Annotated in this window: 17 protein-coding genes and 2 pseudogenes; 11 read left to right on the top strand and 8 right to left on the bottom strand. The window is 72.0% G+C overall.

The features are described from left to right. The first annotated feature begins 7 nt into the window (after positions 1-7). A complete protein-coding gene (locus tag WBK31_RS17395) occupies positions 8-1,543 on the top strand; it encodes an AMP-binding protein (protein ID WP_406675235.1) in 1,536 nt (511 codons plus the stop codon). A gap of 3 nt (positions 1,544-1,546) precedes the next feature. Here WBK31_RS17395 and WBK31_RS17390 read toward each other — a convergent pair whose 3' ends face one another. Further along, on the bottom strand, positions 1,547-2,602 hold the full coding sequence (locus tag WBK31_RS17390; RefSeq protein WP_406675234.1) for an aldo/keto reductase: 1,056 nt from the start codon (positions 2,600-2,602) through the stop codon (positions 1,547-1,549). A gap of 483 nt (positions 2,603-3,085) precedes the next feature. Here WBK31_RS17390 and WBK31_RS17385 point away from each other — a divergent pair, with 483 nt between their 5' ends. After that, positions 3,086-4,201, top strand: a complete 1,116-nt coding sequence (locus WBK31_RS17385) for a S1 family peptidase (RefSeq protein ID WP_406675233.1) — start codon at positions 3,086-3,088, stop codon at positions 4,199-4,201. Here WBK31_RS17385 and WBK31_RS17380 read toward each other — a convergent pair. Continuing rightward, complete coding sequence (locus WBK31_RS17380; protein WP_406675232.1) at positions 4,191-4,775, bottom strand: TetR/AcrR family transcriptional regulator; 585 nt, start codon at positions 4,773-4,775, stop codon at positions 4,191-4,193. The genes WBK31_RS17385 and WBK31_RS17380 overlap by 11 nt on opposite strands. A gap of 178 nt (positions 4,776-4,953) precedes the next feature. On the opposite strand from WBK31_RS17380, the gene WBK31_RS17375 reads away from it, so the two are divergent. After that, positions 4,954-5,871: a zinc-binding dehydrogenase gene (locus tag WBK31_RS17375; protein WP_406675231.1), complete on the top strand. Its 918-nt coding sequence runs from the start codon at positions 4,954-4,956 to the stop codon at positions 5,869-5,871. Positions 5,872-6,333: 462 nt separating this feature from the next. On the opposite strand, the gene WBK31_RS17370 is transcribed toward WBK31_RS17375, so the two are convergent. Continuing rightward, positions 6,334-6,720, bottom strand: coding sequence for a DUF4440 domain-containing protein (locus tag WBK31_RS17370; RefSeq protein WP_364052224.1), 387 nt, complete (start codon positions 6,718-6,720; stop codon positions 6,334-6,336). Between WBK31_RS17370 and WBK31_RS17365 the strand changes: the two genes are divergently transcribed. After that, positions 6,709-8,379: a hypothetical protein gene (locus WBK31_RS17365; protein ID WP_406675230.1), complete on the top strand. Its 1,671-nt coding sequence runs from the start codon at positions 6,709-6,711 to the stop codon at positions 8,377-8,379. The two genes, WBK31_RS17370 and WBK31_RS17365, sit on opposite strands and share 12 nt — an antisense overlap. 15 nt (positions 8,380-8,394) lie before the next feature. Here WBK31_RS17365 and WBK31_RS17360 read toward each other — a convergent pair. Further along, positions 8,395-8,826: pseudogene (locus WBK31_RS17360) on the bottom strand (serine/threonine-protein kinase); the annotation flags it as partial. 70 nt (positions 8,827-8,896) lie between these two features. Next, complete coding sequence (locus WBK31_RS17355) at positions 8,897-9,820, bottom strand: AEC family transporter (protein WP_364052218.1); 924 nt, start codon at positions 9,818-9,820, stop codon at positions 8,897-8,899. A gap of 411 nt (positions 9,821-10,231) precedes the next feature. On the opposite strand from WBK31_RS17355, the pseudogene ctaD reads away from it, so the two are divergent. Both ctaD and WBK31_RS17345 read left to right on the top strand, forming a co-directional pair. Next, positions 10,232-11,793 (top strand): annotated as a pseudogene (ctaD, locus tag WBK31_RS17350) (cytochrome c oxidase subunit I). Beyond that, positions 11,790-12,026 (top strand): DUF3040 domain-containing protein, encoded by a 237-nt coding sequence (locus WBK31_RS17345; protein ID WP_364052212.1) that lies wholly within the window; start codon positions 11,790-11,792, stop codon positions 12,024-12,026. The pseudogene ctaD and the gene WBK31_RS17345 overlap by 4 nt, the downstream one beginning before the upstream one ends. Here WBK31_RS17345 and WBK31_RS17340 read toward each other — a convergent pair. Both WBK31_RS17340 and WBK31_RS17335 read right to left on the bottom strand, forming a co-directional pair. Then, complete coding sequence (locus WBK31_RS17340) at positions 11,986-12,585, bottom strand: hypothetical protein (RefSeq protein ID WP_406675229.1); 600 nt, start codon at positions 12,583-12,585, stop codon at positions 11,986-11,988. The two genes, WBK31_RS17345 and WBK31_RS17340, sit on opposite strands and share 41 nt — an antisense overlap. A gap of 79 nt (positions 12,586-12,664) precedes the next feature. Further along, positions 12,665-13,120, bottom strand: a complete 456-nt coding sequence (locus WBK31_RS17335; protein ID WP_364052203.1) for a MarR family transcriptional regulator — start codon at positions 13,118-13,120, stop codon at positions 12,665-12,667. A gap of 666 nt (positions 13,121-13,786) precedes the next feature. On the opposite strand from WBK31_RS17335, the gene WBK31_RS17330 reads away from it, so the two are divergent. Continuing rightward, positions 13,787-14,596, top strand: coding sequence for a hypothetical protein (locus WBK31_RS17330; protein ID WP_364052200.1), 810 nt, complete (start codon positions 13,787-13,789; stop codon positions 14,594-14,596). A gap of 192 nt (positions 14,597-14,788) precedes the next feature. On the opposite strand, the gene WBK31_RS17325 is transcribed toward WBK31_RS17330, so the two are convergent. Next, entirely contained in the window at positions 14,789-16,018 is a 1,230-nt protein-coding gene (locus WBK31_RS17325; RefSeq protein WP_406675228.1) for a hypothetical protein, read from the bottom strand. Between the two features lie 137 nt (positions 16,019-16,155). Between WBK31_RS17325 and WBK31_RS17320 the strand changes: the two genes are divergently transcribed. The 4 genes from WBK31_RS17320 (at position 16,156) to WBK31_RS17305 (ending at position 18,915) form a co-directional block, all read left to right on the top strand. Next, positions 16,156-16,710 carry a TetR/AcrR family transcriptional regulator gene (locus tag WBK31_RS17320; RefSeq protein WP_406675227.1) on the top strand — a complete coding sequence of 185 codons (555 nt, stop codon included), beginning with the start codon at positions 16,156-16,158 and terminating at the stop codon, positions 16,708-16,710. Positions 16,711-16,735: 25 nt separating this feature from the next. Then, positions 16,736-17,119 carry a tautomerase family protein gene (locus WBK31_RS17315; RefSeq protein ID WP_406675226.1) on the top strand — a complete coding sequence of 128 codons (384 nt, stop codon included), beginning with the start codon at positions 16,736-16,738 and terminating at the stop codon, positions 17,117-17,119. 168 nt (positions 17,120-17,287) lie between these two features. Further along, positions 17,288-18,121, top strand: a complete 834-nt coding sequence (locus WBK31_RS17310) for a helix-turn-helix domain-containing protein (protein ID WP_406675224.1) — start codon at positions 17,288-17,290, stop codon at positions 18,119-18,121. Then, positions 18,118-18,915, top strand: a complete 798-nt coding sequence (locus WBK31_RS17305; protein WP_364052185.1) for an SAM-dependent methyltransferase — start codon at positions 18,118-18,120, stop codon at positions 18,913-18,915. Before WBK31_RS17310 ends, WBK31_RS17305 begins: the two co-directional genes overlap by 4 nt. The last annotated feature ends 46 nt before the right edge of the window (positions 18,916-18,961 follow it).

The following is an 18,961-nucleotide window of genomic DNA, read 5'->3' as shown; positions in this document are numbered from 1 at the left end:
GGCGCCGGTGCTCGGACGGCTGATCGACCTGGGCGGCTTCGGAGTGGAGGCCGTCGCCACGCTCACCCGCAACGGGCTGCTCGGCCCGGTCCATCCGGCCGCGCTCGCCCGCGTCGTGGAGGCGTACCGGCACTTCCACCTCACCCCCGCGACCGGCCTGGCCGTCGCCGCGGCGCGCTGGCCGGACCGCCCGGCCGTCATCGACGAGGAAGGCGAGGTCACCTTCGCCGAGCTGGACGCGCGCGCCGCCGCGCTGGCGGCCGGGCTGCACCGGCGCTTCGGCGTCGGGCCCGGCACGACGGTCGCCGTCATGTGGCCGAACGACCGGGGATTTCCCGCCGCCGCGGGCGCGGTGTCGCGGCTCGGCGCCGACCTGCTGCTGCTCAACACCGGCCTGGCCGGGCCGCGCCTGCGCGAGGTGCTGCGGCGCGAGGGCGTGCACCTGCTCGTCGCCGCGCCCGGCCTGTGGGAGGTCGAGTTCGACGGGCCGCGCGTGAGCGACCTCGACGACCTCGCCGGCTCCGCGCCGGGGGATGAGCCGCCGTACCCGAAGCGGCCGGGGCGGCTGGTGCTGCTCACCTCCGGCACGACCGGCACCCCCAAGGGGGCACCGCGCCGGCTGTCGATGGCGGCGCTGGCCGAGCCGTTCGTGTCGATGCTGGCCACCGTGCCACTGCGCAGTGGCGAGCCGATGCTGATCGCGCCGCCGCTGTTCCACGGGCTCGGCCTGCTCTGGTACGCCGCCGCGCTCGTCCTCGGCTGCCCCGTCGTGCTGCGCCGCCGCTTCGACGCCGCTGCCGTGCTCGACGATCTCGACCGCACCGGGGCGGGCGCGCTGATCGCGGTGCCGGTCATGCTGCGGCGGCTGCTGGAGCTGCCGCCCAGGCCGCTGCCCCGCCTGCGCGTCGTCGTCTCCGGCGGCTCCGCGCTGCCCGCCGACCTCGCCACCCGCTTCATGGACACGTACGGGAACGTGCTCCACGACCTGTACGGCTCCACCGAGGCCGGCTGGGCCGCCCTGGCCACCCCCGCCGACCTGCGCGACGCCCCCGGCACCGTCGGCCGCCCGCCGCGCGGCGCCACCGTCCGCATCGAGGACGCCTCGGGCGAGGAGCTGCCGCCCGGGGAGGTGGGCCGGGTGGTCGTGGCGGGCGGGCTGACGTTCGGCCCCGGCGGGCCGCTGCCCACCGGCGACCTCGGCCACCGCGACGAGCACGGGCGGCTGTTCATCGACGGCCGCGACGACGACATGATCGTCTCCGGCGGCGAGAACGTGTTCCCGCAGGAGGTCGAGGACTTCCTCGCGGCCAGGCCGGGCGTGGCCGACGTCGCCGTGCTGGGCGTGCCCGACGAGGAGTTCGGGCAGCGGCTCGCCGCGTACGTCGTCCCCGAGGACGGTGTCGAGCTGTCGGCCGACGAGCTGCGCCAGGCCGTCAAGGAGGAGCTGGCCGGGTTCAAGGTGCCCCGCGACGTGGTGTTCGTACGGGAGGTGCCGCGCAACCAGACGGGCAAGGTCGATCGGGCGCGGCTCGTATGGGAGTGAGCCTCACCCCGCGAGCCCGGCCGCGATGAGCCGCTCGATCGGCGGGTTCACCCGCGCGAACCCCTCCTGGTTCCGATACGGGTGGTACGGGTAAGGCGCGGTGACCTCGCTCGCCTTGTCCAGCCTGCTGACCTGCTCGGGGGTCAGCCGCCAGCCGACGGCCCCGAGGTTCTCGCGCAACTGCTCCTCATTGCGCGCGCCCACGATCACCGAGGACACGCTGGGCCGGGTCAGCAGCCAGTTGAGCGCGATCTGCGGCACGCTCCTGCCGGTCTCGGCGGCGAGCTCGTCCAGCACGTCCACGACCCGGTAGAGCAGCTCGTCGTCCACGGCGGGGCCGTACACGGCGGTCTTGTGCAGCCTGCTGCCCTCCGGGATCGGGCTGCCCCGCCTGATCTTGCCGGTCAGCCGTCCCCAGCCGAGCGGACTCCACACCAGTGCGCCGACGCCCTGGTCGAGGGCGAGCGGCATCAGCTCCCACTCGTAGTCGCGGCCGACCAGCGAGTAGTAGACCTGGTGGGCCACGTACCGGGGGCGGCCGTGCCGGTCGGCGTGCGCCAGCGACTTCATGAGCTGCCAGCCGGAGAAGTTGGACGCGCCGACGTACCGGAGCTTGCCCGCCGTGACCAGGTCGCCGAGCGTGTCCAGCACCTCCTCGACCGGGGTGGCCGCGTCGAAGGCGTGGAGCTGGAACAGGTCGATGTAGTCGGTGCCGAGGCGGCGCAGCGCGTCGTCCACGGCCTTGATCAGCCGGGAGCGCGAGGTGCCCGCGCCGTTCGGCCCGTCGTGCATGGGCAGGCCGGCCTTGGTGGAGATGAGCACCTTGTCGCGCCGCCCCTTGACGGCCTGGCCGAGCACCTCTTCCGAGGCGCCGTCGGAGTAGACGTCCGCCGTGTCGAACATGGTCATCCCCGCGTCCAGCGCCACGTCCACCAGCCGCCTGGCCTCGGCCACATCGGTGTTGCCCCAAGCGCCGAACAGCTCGCCCCTGCCGCCGAACGTGCCGGCGCCGAAGCTCAGCACGGGCACGTCGAGCCCGCCAAGCCGCCTGTACTCCACAATGCCCTCCTAAACGGAACGGATTTACCGTTAAGCACTGTAGCACGCTAACGGGAGAGTTGTCCCGTTTAGGAGGGTGCGGCTTCGCGTTCGAGTGCGATGTCCCGACGGAGCGCGGTGTCCTGGTGGAAGGAGCGGTCACCGGCGTCCCTGGCTCACCGCCCAGCTCGCCGTGCGGATCACCCGCAAGCCCTGGGGGCCGGTGACGCCGCGGGTCTTCGAGAGCTTCGGCCGCCCAGGCGCTGGGCGTGCCGGCCCGCGACCGGTTCACCGTGACCTCGACCCCGGCGAGTGCCCGTTCATGAAGGCCATCGCCGGTCAGGTGCGCGCGCACGACGACCGCGAGCGGTTCCTGAGCGGAATCGACCTGGTCCTGCGCGGCATCGTCGGCGGGTCGGCCATAACGCCGTGATAGGTGCAAAGTGATATGAGGCGGGCGGCGGGCTTCACGATCTACGGTTGCTGCCAGGAGGCCCAACCCGCATGAACGCGTACCGCCTTGCCGCCACGGCGCTCACCCTCGGACTCGCCCTCATCACCGGCCCTTCGGTGTCGGCCTTCGCACCCGGCCCCGACGCCGATGTGGCGCCGGCGATGGAGCGGGACCTCGGGCTCGCCTCCGGACAGGCCGCCGCCCGGCTCGCCGCCGAGGAGCGCGCCAGTGCTGCGGAGACGGAGTTACGGCGAGAGCTCGGAGACGCCTTCGCGGGCACCTGGCTGGCCGATGACGGGACGCTCGTCGCCGCCACCACGGACGCCGCCCGCGTTCCGGCCATCGCGAAGGCCGGCGCCCGCGCCGACGTCGTCACCCGCCCGCTGGCCGCGCTCGACGCCGCCAAGGCCCGCCTGGACGCCGCCGCCCGCGCGGCCGGTCCCGACGTGCACGCCTGGTACGTGGACGTGGCCGCCAACGACGTCGTGATCCTGGCCGCCGACCCGGCCGAGGCGGCCGCCTTCGTCGAGGCCGCAGGGGTGGACGCCTCCGCCGTACGCGTCGAGCCGTCGGCCGCCAGGCCCGTCCCCTACGCCGGCATCCGCGGCGGCGACGGCTTCATGGTCGAGGGCAAGGGACGCTGCATCGTCGGTTTCACCGCACGGCAGGGCACCACCGACGGCTTCCTCACCGCCGGCCACTGCGGCGAGCCCGGCGACATCGCCACGACCACCGACGGCACCCCGATCGGCGTCTTCGCCTACTCCTCCGGCTCCGGCTACGACTACGCCTGGGTCACCCTCTACCCCGGCTGGACCCCGCGCGGCGCGGTCGCCGCCGGCGGCACCGAGCAGCTCATCCGCGGCGCCACCCCCGCGCCCGTCGGCGCGTCCGTCTGCCGGGCCGCTCCCGGCGCCGGCTGGCACTGCGGCATCATTCAGCAGCGCAACGTCACCGTGAACTTCCCCGAAGGCGTGATCACCGGCCTGGTGCGCACGAACGTCTGCTCCGAGCCCGGCATGTCGGGAGCGCCGTTCGTCTCGGGCGACCAGGCCCAGGGCGTCACCGTGGGCGGCTCGGGCAACTGCGCGTCCGGCGGCACCACGTTCTTCCAGCCGGTCGCCGAGGCGCTGTCCGCCCTGGGGCTGACGCTCATCACGTCCTGACGTCCTCCTGGTCGCCGAGGAGCGCGGCCACCATTCGCTGGACGGAACGCGTGAAGTAGCGCGGATCGCCCGGCGGCGTCACGTGGCGGATCAGGTCGCCGTCGAAGACCGCGAGCACCGCGTGGGCCGCGAACTCGGTGTCCAGCCCCGGGCGGGCCTCGGCCAGCAGCTCGCTGAGGTGCCGGTGCCAGAAGCGGTAGCTCGGGTCGGCGTACTTGTCCTCGGCGCACGCCTGCTCGTGCGCCGACAGCAGCACGGCGTTGCCCTCGGCGATCGCGCCCAGCGCATCGAGGAACGCCGTCAGCCGTTCCCTGGCCGGCACCCCCGGGCCGAGCGGCGGCGGCCCGGTCATGATGGCCTCTTTCAGCTCACGTGAACGCTCCTCCAGCAGCGCCTGCAGCAATCCCGCACGGCTGCCGAACCGCCGGAACACCGTGCCCTTGCCCACCCCGGCCAGCGCCGCGACCCGATCGAGCGACACGTGGTCGCCGCCGCCTTCGGCGAGCAGCCGTTCGGTGGCGTCGAGCACCGCGCGGCGGTTACGAGCGGCGTCGGCACGTTCTGTACGGGTCATGGGGTTCCCCTCTGCGCATGGCGTCGCGCTCTCGTCTGCCGGCCGGGCCGGGCACCGGGTTCACACGATACGGACTGCCGGTCCGCATATGCTACCGTTCGGGAAAACCGGACCAGCGGTCCGAATGGGCGATGCGAACGTTTCGCATCACCCCCGACACCCATAGGAGCCTCGACCCGTGCGCGCACTCCTCATCGACCCCGACGTCCCATCCGCCATCCGCCTCGGCACCGCCCCCGAACCCGAACCCGCCCCCAACCAGCTCCTGCTCGACGTCCGGCACATCTCGCTGAACCGCGGCGAGGTCGCGTTCGCCGCCCGCCGTCCGCCCGGGACCGTGCACGGCCACGACGCCGCCGGCGTTGTCGTACGAGCCGCCGCCGACGGGACGGGACCCGCCGTCGGCACCCCCGTCGTGGCCTTCGGGGAAGGCGCGTGGGCCGAGCGGATGGCCGTGGACACCACGGCGGTCGCCGAAATCCCCGACGGCGTCGATCCGGCCGACGCCGCCGCCCTGCCGATCGCCGGCGTCACCGCGCTGCGCACCCTCCGCGCCCGCCCGATACTCGGCCACCGCGTACTGATCACCGGCGCGGCCGGAGGAGTCGGCCGGTACGCGGTCCAGCTCGCCGCCCTGGGCGGCGCCCACGTCATCGCCTCGGTCGGCTCACCCGCCCGCGCCGAGGGCCTGGCCGAGCTGGGCGCCGACGAGGTCATGATCGGGCTGGAGGGGATCGACCAGCCGGTGGACCTCATCCTCGACACCGTCGGCGGCCCCCAGCTCGCCGCCGCCTGGGAACTTCTCGCGCCCGGTGGGAACGTCCAGAACATCGGCTGGGCATCGGACGAACCCGCCGTTTTCAAGCCGTACTCGCTGTTCTCGATCGGGCCTGCGAAGACGATGAGCACGTTCGGCGACGTCCACGAGGTCGGCCCTGACCTGGCCACGCTGCTCCGGTTTCTCGCGACCGGACGGTTGAAGGCGGAGGTGAGCCGCCGCGGCCCTTGGGAGGACGTGGCGACCGCCGCCCGTGACCTGCTGGAGCGCCGAGTCGCCGGCAAAGCCGTCCTAGACGTAACCCCCGCAACCCCCTGACCGCCCTGCGGCCTCCTCGGACCGCTCTTCAGCCGGCCGGTGCGATCACTTTCTGACGTCCTGCGCGGTCACCTCTCAACGTCGTGCGCGGTCGCCGTCGGTCCGCCCGTGCGGTCGCCGCACGGCCGCATGCGCAGCCGCGCCGGTCTGGACTCCGCACTGCTCCCAGCCCCGCGCCCCTCCTCGGTCGCCTGCGCGGCCACGCTGTGGGCCATGCGCCGCCCCAGCCGCGCCGCCCTCGCCCTCGCCCTCGCGGAACGGCACGCGCCGGCTCTGTGCCAGCCTGCCCCGCGCTGGCTTGGCCCGCATCCCCTTCTCGGCACCCGAGGCGGAACGAGCATCGTGGACCTCGCCCCCACAGACTCGCACCTGGTTGAATTGGCGGCGGCGGTTGAGCTGGCGGTGCAGGGCGTGGCCGGCGCGGGGTCCGGGCGGCGCCGGCTGTCTCGGCAGCAGTGGTCGTCAGCTCGGGAACGTGGCGGTGCCGTGCGGGTTGTCGATGACGTACCGCCACTGCCCGTCCGCGCCGCGCCTGAGGACGTCGGTCGCGGTGCCGCTCATATCGATCTTGGTGCCGTCGCGGGCGGTGCCGCGCATCGACCAGTCGACGATGAGCAGGGCGATGTCCCCGGCGACGTACACCTGACGCGGGACCGCCTCCATCGGCACCCCGAAGCTCTGCAAGTGGCGGTTGGCGGCGGCGAGGGCGGAACCGGTGACGGGGTGGCCGGGCACCGGGATGAGTACGGCGCCGTCTTCGTAAACGTGATCGAGGGAGCCGCCGGAATTCATAGCCTCGACGAAGCGGGCGGCGGCATCGGCAGGGCCGGAGTTGTCATGAGTCTTCATGACAAAATGATCATATCACGTTTTCGTGATCACGTTCGAGATCTGGAATTGTCGTGGGCGCTCGCTATGGTCCTGGCCATGGTGGATGCGGTGATGCCGGCACGGCGGCCGGGGGTCGCGGAAGCGTGGGCGAAGCTGCTCACGCTCGCCCGAGCGGGTGACGTGCCCGGCACCGAGCGATACGTCAGCACGCTGGACCCGGCCGCACGCGCCGTGATCGCGGCCGAACTGCCCGGCTACGTCGCCCGCACGCCCGGCCTGGGACGGCAGGCTGGGCCGTTGCTGCTGGCCGGGGTGGGCTGCCTGAGCGACCCGTCGCAGGTCGCGGCCTGGCTCTTCCGCCCAGAGCTCCGGGAACACAGCGCCCCTGGCGAAAGCGCGAGAGGAGGAGGTGGGACGCGCGAGCAGCACGGCATCGGAGGAGGGAACGCGGCGCGACGCGAGGGCAGGGGAGCGGAGAGCGAAAGCGCAGGACGCCGCGGGAAGGCCGAGCACGCGGAGGCCGAGTGCAAGGAGGGCGGCAGCGGGGGAAGCGGGCCCGCGGAAAGCAGCGTGGGAAGTAGACGCGCGGAGGGCTGCGGCTCGCATCGCGGTAGCGCGGAGGGCGAGCGTGCGAAGGGCGGCAGCGCGGAAAGAGGGCGCGCGGAGGGCGGTAGCTCGGGGAGCGAGGGCGTGGAGAGTCGGCGTCTCCTTCGGCTGTTGCGGAGCAGGCCGCTGGAGTGGCGGGCCGAGGCGGCACGCCACATCGCGTCCCGGCTGAGGTTGCCGGAACTGCGGCACTGGGACGTGGCAGCCGCGCTGGTGCGCGAGACGGGCATCGCACCACCCGAGGACAGAGCGTTCGTCGTGGGCTGGCTGCGGTCACTGCGAGCACGGCGATCAGCGTGGTCCGGCACGCAGGTGGACGATCCGCTGCTCGCCGCGTACGCGCCGCGCCTGCTCGACATCGACGGCCTTCCGCACGCCGAACTGTGGCCACTGGTCGGTACGGTGGTACGGCTCGTCGAAGACGGGCTGCTCGACCGGGCGAACGTCATCGAGGCCCTCCTCGGCCGCCTGACCCGCTTCGCCTATCACCCGGGCCAGTTCGAGCAGCGGCCCATACGGGATGAGGGCGCCGCCCCACGCGCCGGGTGCCTGACACCGGCCCAGCTCGTGGGCCTGCATGATCGCCTCAACCTCACCATCGATGAGTCGGCCGCGCACGCCGCCGACTACGTACGCCTGCTGCCCACCGGCCCGGTCGCGGTCGCGGACATGGCAGTGTCGCAGCTTTGGCGTCTTGAGGAGGCGGGGCGGCTGGACGAGAGGCTGTTCGGTCAGGCATTGACGGCGCTGACGTCCCGGCCGGAGAAGAGGCTGCTGCGTGCGGCGCTGGAGTGGGCGGGCGAGGCGGTGCTGCGCGACGCGACCCGCGCCGGCGTCGTGCGGGAAGCGCTGGCTCCGATCCTCACTCAGGACACGCCCGCCCTGCGGGAACGCGCAGCCCGCCTAGCGGCCCGCTTGACGCCGCTGGCAGGCCCGAGGGGCCGCACGGCCCCGCACCAGGCGGCGGTACTGCGTGCCGAACTCCCGTCGCTCCGTCATGCGGCGGGACCACTCGGGGGACGCCATACGGTCCGTCGCCTCCGCCCCGGTGACCGGCGCCGGTTGAGGTGAGCAGTGGGAGAGTGGCAAGCCCAGCACGCAGCCGAGCGAGAACACGTCCGCCGCCGGACCGGCCTTCTGCGCGCGGGCCTGTTCCGGGGACATGAACGCCGCCGTGCTGAGGACGGTGGAGGTGTGGGTGGTGGAGGTGCCGTCGAGGGCTCGGGCGATGCCGAAGCCGATCAGCCGGGGCCCGTCCTCGGCCAAGAGTACGTTGGCGGGTTTGAGGTCGCGGTGCACGATCCCGCTCATGTGCACGGCGGCCGGCCCCTCGGCCAGAGCGGCCCCGAGTACGGCCACGGACTCCAGGGGGAGCGGGCCTCGGCCGGCGATGGCCTGGTGCAGGGAGGGGCCGGTACGTAGGCGGGTGGCCAGCCACGGCAGGTCGGCGTCGGTGTCGGCGTCGATGAGCGGGGCGGTGAAGGCGCCGCTGACCTTGCGGGCGGCGGCCACCTCGTCGGCGAAGCGCCGCCGGAAGTCCGTACGCGGTGCGACCGGCTCTGCACAACTCGTACAGGCGCGGTGGCGGTCAACCCAGTACGGCGCCGATGGCGGTCATGATCGGGATGGACAGGCCGGTCGTCACCAAGATGGTGCCGCGCGCCAGCCGCCGGGCGGTGTCGTACGTGACGGCGTACACGTAGATGTTCTGGGCCGTGGGCAGCGCGGCGAAGAGGGTGGCCGCGAGCAGGTGCAGGCCGTCGAGGTGGAGGGCGAAACGCGCGGTCAGGTACGCCACCGTCGGCTGGGCGACGGCCTTGAGCGCCACGGCCAGCGCGATGTCCTTGCCCACGCCGTCCTCCTCGGGGGCGGGCGCCTGGCGGCGGGAGCCGTACAGGCTGAGGCCGTACGCCAGCAGCGCCACCGGCACGGCCGCGCCGCCCAGCAGGTCGATCGGGCGCATGACCGCGACCGGCAGCGAGACGCCGCTCACCGCGAGCGCCAGGCCGAGCAGCGAGGCGACCGTGAGCGGGTTCCTGAACGGCAGCAGCAGGGCGGCGCGCGGGGAGCGGGCGCCCTTGTCCAGGATCAGGAACGACACCGGGGTCAGCACCAGAAGCTGGAAGAGCAGGATGGGGGCGATCAGGGCGGCGTCGCCCAGCACGTACAGGGAGATCGGCACGCCCAGGTTTCCGGCGTTGACGTACGAGGAGGCCAGGGCGCCGATCGTGGCCTGCCGGGTGTCGCGACGGAACACCAGCCTGGCCACCAGCACGAAGACCAGCTGCGTGAACGCCACCGCGATGACCTCGGTGAGCAGCACCGGCGACAGCAGCGCCGCCAGATCGGCCTTGGAGACGGTGGCGAACATCAGCGCCGGGGTCGCCACGAAGAACGCCAGCCGCGACAGCGTCAGCTCGTCGCTCGCCCGGAGCAGTCCGGTGGCCCCGATGACGTAGCCGAGTACGGCGACCGACACCAGAGCGGCGAACGCCGCGACAACCCCCGACACCCAATACCTCCCCAAGTGGTCGATTCAGGAGGCTATCGGAGGTCGATTTCTCGGCTGTGAGCTGGTGGTGTGTGTGAGGTGGTGTGGGCGGTGTTCGACTCAGGGAGGCTGTCGGAGGTCGGCTGTGCGGCTGTTGCCTGGTGGTGCTCGGTGGACACAGGTGGGTCACGGGCGCCGCGGGGTGCGCTGAGCATAGGTCCGGACGGAGAGGGTAAGCCCGTCGTACGGCGCTGACCTGCGAAAACAGGGCAGCGCAGGCATGTGGGGGCAAAATGGGGGGCTTCGGTGACCATTGAGGAACCGCGTACTGACGAACCGTTGACGTCCGCCCTGTCGCCGGTCGAGGCCAAAGGCAAGGGGCGGCTCATCGTGGCCTGGCTCTCGAGCACGGACCACAAGATCATCGGCTACATGTACCTGATCGCCTCGTTCCTGTTCTTCCTGCTGGCCGGGATCATGGCCCTGGTCATCCGGGGCGAGCTGGCACAGCCCGGCCTGGACCTGGTCAGCCCCGAGGCGTACAACCAGCTGTTCACCATGCACGGCACGATCATGATGCTGTTCTTCGCGACCCCGCTGTTCGCCGGGTTCGCGAACGTGATCATGCCGCTCCAGATCGGCGCCCCCGACGTGGCCTTCCCCGGCTCAACGCGGTCAGCTTCTGGCTCTTCCTGTTCGGCGGCCTCATCGCCGTCAGCGGGTTCTTCAGCGCCGGCGGCGCCGCCGACTTCGGGTGGTTCGCCTACACCCCGCTCTCGCACTCCACGTTCAGCCCCACCATAGGCGGCGATCTGTGGATCATGGGCCTGGCGCTGTCAGGACTCGGCACCATCCTCGGCTCGGTCAACTTCATCACCACGATCATCACCATGCGCGCCCCCGGCATGACGATGTTCCGGATGCCGATCTTCACCTGGAATACGCTGCTCACCAGCATGCTCGTGCTGATGGCGTTCCCGGTGCTGGCCGCCGCGCTGCTCGCGCTGGAGGCCGACCGCAAGCTCGGCACCCACGTCTACGACCCCACCAACGCCGGGGCCATGCTCTGGCAGCACCTGTTCTGGTTCTTCGGGCATCCCGAGGTCTACATCATCGCGCTGCCGTTCTTCGGCATCATCACCGAGGTCATCCCGGTCTTCAGCCGCAAGCCCGTCTTCGGCTACATCGGCCTGGTCGGCGCGACCATCGCCATCTCGGGACTGTCGATGACGGTGTGGGCGCACCACATGTTCGGCACCGGCCAGGTGCTGCTGCCGTTCTTCGCCTTCACCACGTTCCTCATCGCCATCCCCACGGGCGTGAAGTTCTTCAACTGGACCGGCACCATGTGGCGCGGCCACATCAGCTTCCAGACGCCCATGCTGTTCGCGGTCGGCTTCCTCGTCACCTTCCTGCTGGGCGGGCTGACCGGGATGATCCTGGCCTCGCCGCCGCTCGACTTCCACATCACCGACACGTACTTCGTCGTCGCCCACTTCCACTACGTGGTCTTCGGCACCGTGGTGTTCGCCATGTTCTCCGGGTTCTACTTCTGGTGGCCCAAGATGACGGGAAAGATGCTGAACGAACGGCTCGGCAAGGTGCACTTCTGGATGCTGTTCATCGGCTTCCACACCACGTTCCTGGTGCAGCACTGGCTGGGCGTGGCCGGCATGCCGCGCCGGTACGCCGACTACAGCGCCATCGACCACTTCACCGACCTGCACCTCATCTCGTCCATCGGCGCGCTGATCCTGGGACTGTCCACGCTGCCGTTCCTCTACAACGTCTGGTGGAGCGCCCGTCACGCGCCCCGCGTCACCGTGGACGACCCGTGGGGCTTCGGCAACTCCCTGGAATGGGCGACGAGCTGCCCGCCGCCGCGCCACAACTTCACCAGCCTGCCGCGCATCCGCTCGGAGCGGCCCGCCTTCGACCTGCACTACCCCCACTCGGCTCCTCCCGCCGTCGAAGCCGCCGCGGAGAAGGAGTGAGCATCGTGGACGGCCTGTCGCCCCACGAGCAGCTCATCCTGGCGGAGATCGAGCTGGAGCTGCGCCACACCGAAGCGCGCCTGGCCAGCAGGCTGAGCGCCTTCAACGCCAGAGTCGGCGAGGACAACCCGCAGCGCTTCGCCTCGCAGGTCGGCAACTGGGAGGTGGCCGCCGTGCTGGGCATGGTGCTGCTCATCTCCGCCCTGGTGACCCTCTTCGTCCTGTCCTGCTGACGCGGCGGGAGGCCCTAGGCCGCCCGGTTATGGGCTCACGCACGCGCCGCTCCGGTACGGCTCGGCGTCTGAGCGTGTGCCGGGGTGTCAGCGGCGGCCGCGGAACGTGCGGCGCAGGTCGGACACCCACTCCTGCGGGATCTCCCACGGGATGAAGTGCCCGCCGCGATCGTGGCAGGTGACGCCGGCGTGGTTGTACCAGGCCGCCCGGTCGCTCTCCAGGAACTGCGATGCGCTGCTCGCCGGTCGTCACGCCCGGCGGGTTCTCGTAGCCGACGAACGTGATGCCCGTCGGTGCCTCCACCACCGGCCACCGGCCGTGCGACGGCGTCCACGGGTAGCGGTTGTTGTTGGCGTACGTGCGGATAGACGAGGCGATCGACTCGCCCGCCCAGTAGATGGCCGCGTGCGTGAGCAGGTCGTCCTTGCTGAACACCCGCTCCACGTCGCAGCCCGCCGCCGCATACCGCTCGTGCCCGAGCACGCCGGTCATCAGCTCGTGCCAGACGTCGACGACCTTCGACCAGTGCCAGAACGTCCATGGCCAGCCGTGGCGCAAGATAGCGGCACCGGATCCGGCCCAGCCCCGGGGCGGCGCATGAAGTGCACGTGCAGCGGCACCGGCTCCGGCGGCCTGTTCATGGTCGATCCTCCAGTCGTTCGGCGATCTCGGTCAGCCGGCCGAGTACCCGCATCACGTCGGCGAGCGCGGCCCGGTCGTCGCCGTCCAGGTGGTCCACCAGGCGGCGCAGCCGCGCGACGCGGTCGGCGCGCCGGGAGTCGACGATCCGCCGGCCCTCGGGCGTGAGCGACAGCAGGACGGCCCGCCCGTCGCGGGGGTCGGGACGGCGTGACACCAGCCCCTCGCGTTCCAGCTTCGCCACGAGGCTGGTCAGCGCGGGCTGCTTGAGCTGCTCGGTCGCCGTCAGGTCGGTGAGCCGCATCGGGCCCTTGCGCGACAGGGTGTGGAGCACCGACAGGGTCGATGTATTTCGGCTCAGGAGGGTCGGTCGCCTGGAAGCCGGACATGCCGGGTGACGAACGGGGCGGAACGCGGAGGAGATGGGGCCGCTCCGTGAGAAGATCGAGATCATGATTGGACTGCCTGGCTCAGGCCGCCCGGGCGCTCACGATGCCCGCGCGACGGCCACCGACTCCTCCGTGACGTCCTTCGCGCGGCCGGGGCTGCTCGGCCATGCCGCTGTCGTGGAGAGGACGGGTGCGGTCGAGTGCTGAGCATGCCGAAAGCCCACGACGACGCCGCCGTCCCCGCCGTCTCCGGAGGCGCGCAGTCCTTAACGTCCGGCGATGACCATTCCCTGCACGGGCCTGACCCGCTGACCGGCGACCTCGCCGCGCCACACCGGTCCGGCTCCTTGCCCGGTGAGCTTGCCGCGCCGCACCTGCCGGGTTCGTTGCCGGGCGACGAACGCGCCGCGCACCCGCCGGACCCGCTGCCCGGCCCTTCCCGGCTCCCCAGCCGCCTGGCCGCCAGGGCGAGCGGTCCCCGCTCCGGCCCTGCCGGGGCGAGTCCTGGCACGGCAGGTGAGCCGGAGGGCCATGCCCTTCGCGCGGCAGGCGGGCCGGACGATCGGAACCCGGGAATGACAGGCGGGCCGGAAGACGGTGACCCTCGTACGTCCGAGCCGCAGGCGAGCGGACAAGGTGACCTTGATGCCGGGACGGCGGAGCCGCGGGCCGGGAGCGTCGGCCGGATTCCAGGGCTCCGGCCGCGCCGCAGGCCCGGTGACGGGGGTGAGGTGGCCGGTGCCGACGTCGACTTCGTGGACGGGCTGGCGGCGCCGACCCGCCGTACGGTCGTGGCCTGGCTGACCGAGAAGCCCTCCAAGGCGACCCGGCAGGCCAGGCTGCAGGTGCTGGCCGCGTTCCTGCGCTGGCTCCAGGACGCCGAGCCCGCCCTCGACCCGCTCGCGGCCACCGGCGCCCACCTCGACGCCTACTGCAACGGCGCGCTCAGCGGCACGCTGACCGTCGGCGTGCGCACCCCGGGCAGGCCGCTGTCGCCGACCACCGTGTCCAGGAAGCGGGCGATGCTGTCGGCGTTCTACACGTTCGCCTGGCAGCGGGGCGCCGTACGGCCCGGCCCCATCCCCGCGCTGACCCCCGGCGACCGGCGGCTGCTGCGCAAGGGCGTCGCCCGGCTGGCCGCCGAAGGCAAGCCCGCCGAGGCCGTCGCGGTCGCGCTGCTCGACGCCACCGGCGCGCCGGTCTCCTCGCTGGCCGGGATCACCCTGCAGGACCTGCGGGCGGTGACCGCCGGCGAACCCGCCATCGTCACCGTCGCCGACGGCCGCGGCGACCTCGTGGCCTTCCCGGTCCCGCCGGTGGCCAGGCCCCTGCTGCGTACGCTGTCGTCGTCCAGGACCCCTGGAGAGCCGCTCATCAAGCAGGAGGACGGGCACCCCGTGGACGTCCGGTGGGTCAAGGAGGCGCTCACCGAGGCCGCCCTGGCCGGCGGCATCCCCCGCCGCCGCGCCGAGGCGCTCGACCCCCACATGATGCAGGCGCCGACGGTCTCCGACCTGCTCCGCACCCACGCCCCCCGCTGACCCGCCCCGGCGGCCGTCGTGACCGCCGGGCGCGACCGTGCCCAAGCCCGCCGTCCCTCCACGGCGGGCCGCACCCCCGAATCGCCGCCTCCGACGTGCGACAAAGACGCGTACGAGCGGCGGAGGCCGGTACAAGCGGGCAAAGCCCGTGCCTGCTGCGAGGCCGCACGAGGGGTGAGGCCGAGCAGATCATCACTTCCCGCTCCCATGGGCGGCTCGCAGCTCGGCGAGCTTCTCCTTGACCAGCTCGTCCAGGGCCCGGCGCTGCTCGGGGTCCTCCTCCCAGGTGGCCTCCGCGCACAGCACCCTGGCCGCCTCGTGCGGTTCTGCGTTGCGCGCCGCGTACCAGTCGGGGCCGCCGCCGCAGTGCCTTGTTTCGTCGCTGCGCAAAATCGTCACGATGCCGGAGACGAGAATCTGCCTGGTCCACGGATTCTCGGCCACCACCTGCCGATCCACCGTCAGCCCGCCGCCCCGCAGCGCGCCGCCGAGGTAGTCGGTCTCCCACCGCCACACACGGAGGCTGTCGCCGGGTGCGACACTGCGGCGTTCGACGGGCACCGAGAACGTGGGCGTGCCGCGGCGGCACAACTCCTTGGCGATGCGATCGGCGTCGGCGCGCTCGCGCAGCCCGTACTCGGCCAGGTTCGCAAACGAGTCCCGCCTCGCCTGCTCGGCGTAGTAGCAGTCGATCACCGGATCCTCGTACCGGCCGGCGCGCCAGTACGGCGGGGCGCACGCGGCCAGCGTGAGGTCCGCGCCGTCCTCGATGTCGATCCCGTGCGCGCGCAGCCGCTGGTAGATGGTGACGCCGTCGGCTTCGGCCGTGCGGCGTTCCCGGCGCAGCCAGCCGTCGAAGGTGTCGAGGTCGGGGTCCGGGCACAGCGACACCCAGTCGGACACCGCCGAGACCGGCACCGGCACCTTCCGCCGCGACGGAGGCGGCACGAGCCGCTCGGGCTCGATGTCGATCGAGTGGTACCCGACTCCGGGCACGAAATAGTGCTCCGGCGCCGCGTGCTCGATGGGGTCGAAGACGTCCCGGATCGGCCAGAACCTCAGCATCCACGTCTCGTCGCTCTTGCCCGTGCCGTGTCCGTCGCCGGGCCGGGGCTCGCGTAAGTACATCTGCACGCCGTACTCGAAGTGCGGCGGCCCGATCAGGAAGTCGTGTCCCCTGTACTCCATCATCGAGGTGATCGCGACCACGCCGCGCTCCGCGACGAACGTCTGCGTGCTGACCGGCGTCCATGAAGCGTCCGCGGGCTCCGGCTCGGCGTCCCACGACTCGAGCCGTACGGCGGCGGTGAAGTGGTGGATCTCCTCGGTGGGTGAGCTCCACAGCAGATCGGTGCCGTCCAGACCGAACGTGTTGTACTCGATGTGCACCTCGTCATCGAGCCTTCGCAGCAGTTGCGCCATGTGCCACACCCTTCCTTCGTGATCATGCCGGCTCGGCGCAGTATGGCCTGCCGCACCGACAATCCCGGGGGCGCAGGAGCTTCACGGTGTCGTACGCACCCAGCGCAGCACGTCCTGTACCTACTAGTATGTCCAGCATGGACACCAGGGAACGGCTCATCGAGAGCACCCGCGAGCTGCTGTGGGAGCGCGGCTATGTCGGCACCAGCCCCAAGGCGATCCAGCAGCGGTCGGGGGCCGGGCAAGGCAGCATGTACCACCACTTCAGCGGCAAGCCGGACCTCGCCCTGGCCGCCATCGACCGCAGCGCCGCGGAGCTGAGGCAGCGGGCCGAGGCCGCGTTCACCGGGCCGGGCAGCGCCGTCGAACGCGTCGCCGCCTACCTGCGCCGCGAGCGCGACGCGCTCAAGGGCTGTCCCGTCGGCCGCCTCACCCAGGACCCCGACGTGATGGCCGACCCCGGGCTGCGGCGGCCGGTCGAGGAGACGTTCGCCTGGCTCACCGGACGCATCGCCGAGCTGCTCGAAGAGGGCCGCGCCGCAGGGGAGCTGGACCCCGCGCTCGACCCCAGGGCCACGGCCACCGCGCTCGTCGCCACGCTTCAGGGCGGGTACGTGCTGGCCCGCGCCGCCGGCGACGCCCAGGTGTTCGCCACGGCCGTCGAAGGCGCGCTCAGCATGCTCACCCGATAGCCCCGCATCCGAAAGGGAGACGACCATGCCGTTCGTCCGCATCGACGCGATGCGAGCCGCCCCCGAGCGGCTCGACGCGCTCGGCCGTGCCGTCCACGACGCCATGGTCGAGACCATCGGCATCCCGTCCGACGACCTGTTCCAGGTGCTGACCTCGCACGACGGCGCCCGCAGCGTGATGCGGTACGGCACGTTCCCCGGCCTGCGCCGTACCGACGACGTCGTCTTCATCGCGATCACCTTCCGGGCGGGCCGTACGCCCGAGCAGAAGAAGGCCATGTACCGGCGGATCGCCGAGCTTGCCCGCGAGTACGCGGGCACCGAGCCGCGCGACGTCTTCATCTCGGTGACCGAGAACGGGCCGATCGACTGGTCCTTCGGCGACGGGGTCGCCCACTACGTGCCCTGACGCGCCGCCCGCTCGGTGATTCCCTCGCTGAAAAATCTGTGATCTTCCAAGCGAAGGGCAGTGCCCCCTTTACATGGACTAATGCGATATGTCTACATAGAGTCTGGCGATCACTGAAAATCCGGTCGGGCGGTCCGGTGGCGTGCCGGGCCCGCGTGAAGGGGGCACGTGAACGGCGCGAGCACGGCGGCCGCCAGACAGACGGTGGGCGCTCGGCTGCGCCATCTGCGGCTCGACCGTGGACTCACCCTGGAAGCCGTGGCCGCGGAGACGGGCAGCTCGGCGCCGACGCTCTCCCGCATGGAGCGCGGCCAGGCCCCGTTCGACCGCGCCTTCCTGTCCCGGCTGCTGACGCTGTACGGGATCACCGACCCCTACCAGCAGGAGGCGCTGATCTCCGTGGCCGTGGGGCGGCGGGAACCGGGCTGGTGGGACCAGACGGTCCCGCTGGAAGAGACCGTGCTGTGGCATCACGAGCAGGCCGCGACGCTCATCCGCACGTACGCGACGCACTTCGTGCCGGACCTGCTGCGCACGCCGGAGTACGAGCAGGCCGTGCAGCGTGCCGTGCAGTTCCCGACGCCGCCCGGCGAGGTGACGCTGGCGAAGGCCGAGAACCTGCGCCGCCGCCAGGAGAGCCGGCGGGCCCGCCTGTGGGCCGTCATCGAGGAGACGGTGCTGCGGCGCCCGCTCGGCGGCGACGTGGCCGCGCACGTCCGGCAGCTCGACGAGCTGCTCAAGGCGTCCCGCGAGCCGGACATCACCCTCCAGATACTTCCCGCGGACTCCGCGTTCCTGCCGCTGGAGCCGTTCACGGTGCTGCGACTGCCGGATCAGCAGGTCATCGTGTTCCACCGCTTCGGCGGCGAGGAGCTCGGCGACCTGCGCGAGCACGAGCGGTACGGGTTGCTGCTCGACCAGCTCGCCGGCGTCGCGCGCACCCCGGCCGAGTCCGCGCTGATGCTCGCTGCCATCCGCGATCAACTCCGAGAAGGGACATGATGGTGAGTTCCCCCACCGAGCTCGACGCCTCCAAGCCGTCGTCGGCGCGCATCTATGACTACCTTCTGGGCGGCTGTGACCACTTCGCGGTCGACCGGGAGGCGGCCAAGACGTTCATGCTGGCCGTGCCGAACGCGCGCAACTCGGCCCGCGCGACGCGCGGGTTCGTGCTGCGTGCCACCCGGGCGATGGCCGAGCTGGGCATCCGCCAGTTCATCGACATCGGCTGCGGCATCCCGATCTACCCGAACGTGCACGACATCGCGCGCAAGGTGGTGCCGGACGCCCGGGTCGCGTACGTGGACAACGACCCGATCGTGCTGGCGAAGGGCCGCGCGCTGCGGGACGAGCAGGGCGTGGTGACCGTGGAGGGCGACCTGCGCAAGCCGGCCGAGATCTTCGCCGGCCCCGAGGTGTCCGGGCTGCTCGACCTCGATCAGCCGGTCGGGGTGCTGACGATCGCGGTGTGGCACTTCCTGCCCGAAGACGAGGTCTACCAGTACCAGGCGCAGATCCGGCAAGCGCTCGCCCCCGGCTCCTGCCTGGCGTTATCCCACGCCTGCGTGGACCACGTGTCGCAGGAGGAGGTGGAGGGCGGGCAGGCCGTGTACCGGCAGACCACGAACCCGATGCGGGCGCGCACCCGCGAGGAGATCGCCGGCCTGTTCGAAGGGTTCGAGCTGATCGATCCGGGCCTGGTGCCGTTGAGCGAGTGGCGGCCGCGCAAGGACGACCCCTACCCGGAGCGATCGCTGGAGGCGCTGGCCGGCGTCGGGGTGCTGCCCGCCCGCTGACAGCGGGCGGGCAAGGGGGATGACCGATGTCCGCTCCTTCCGCGCC

It is taken from the genome of Nonomuraea sp. N2-4H, assembly GCF_045291505.1.
Classification (GTDB): domain Bacteria; phylum Actinomycetota; class Actinomycetes; order Streptosporangiales; family Streptosporangiaceae; genus Nonomuraea; species Nonomuraea fastidiosa.
The sequence above is the reverse complement of the archived record's forward strand: the minus strand, read 5'-3'. Positions and strand labels throughout refer to the sequence as shown.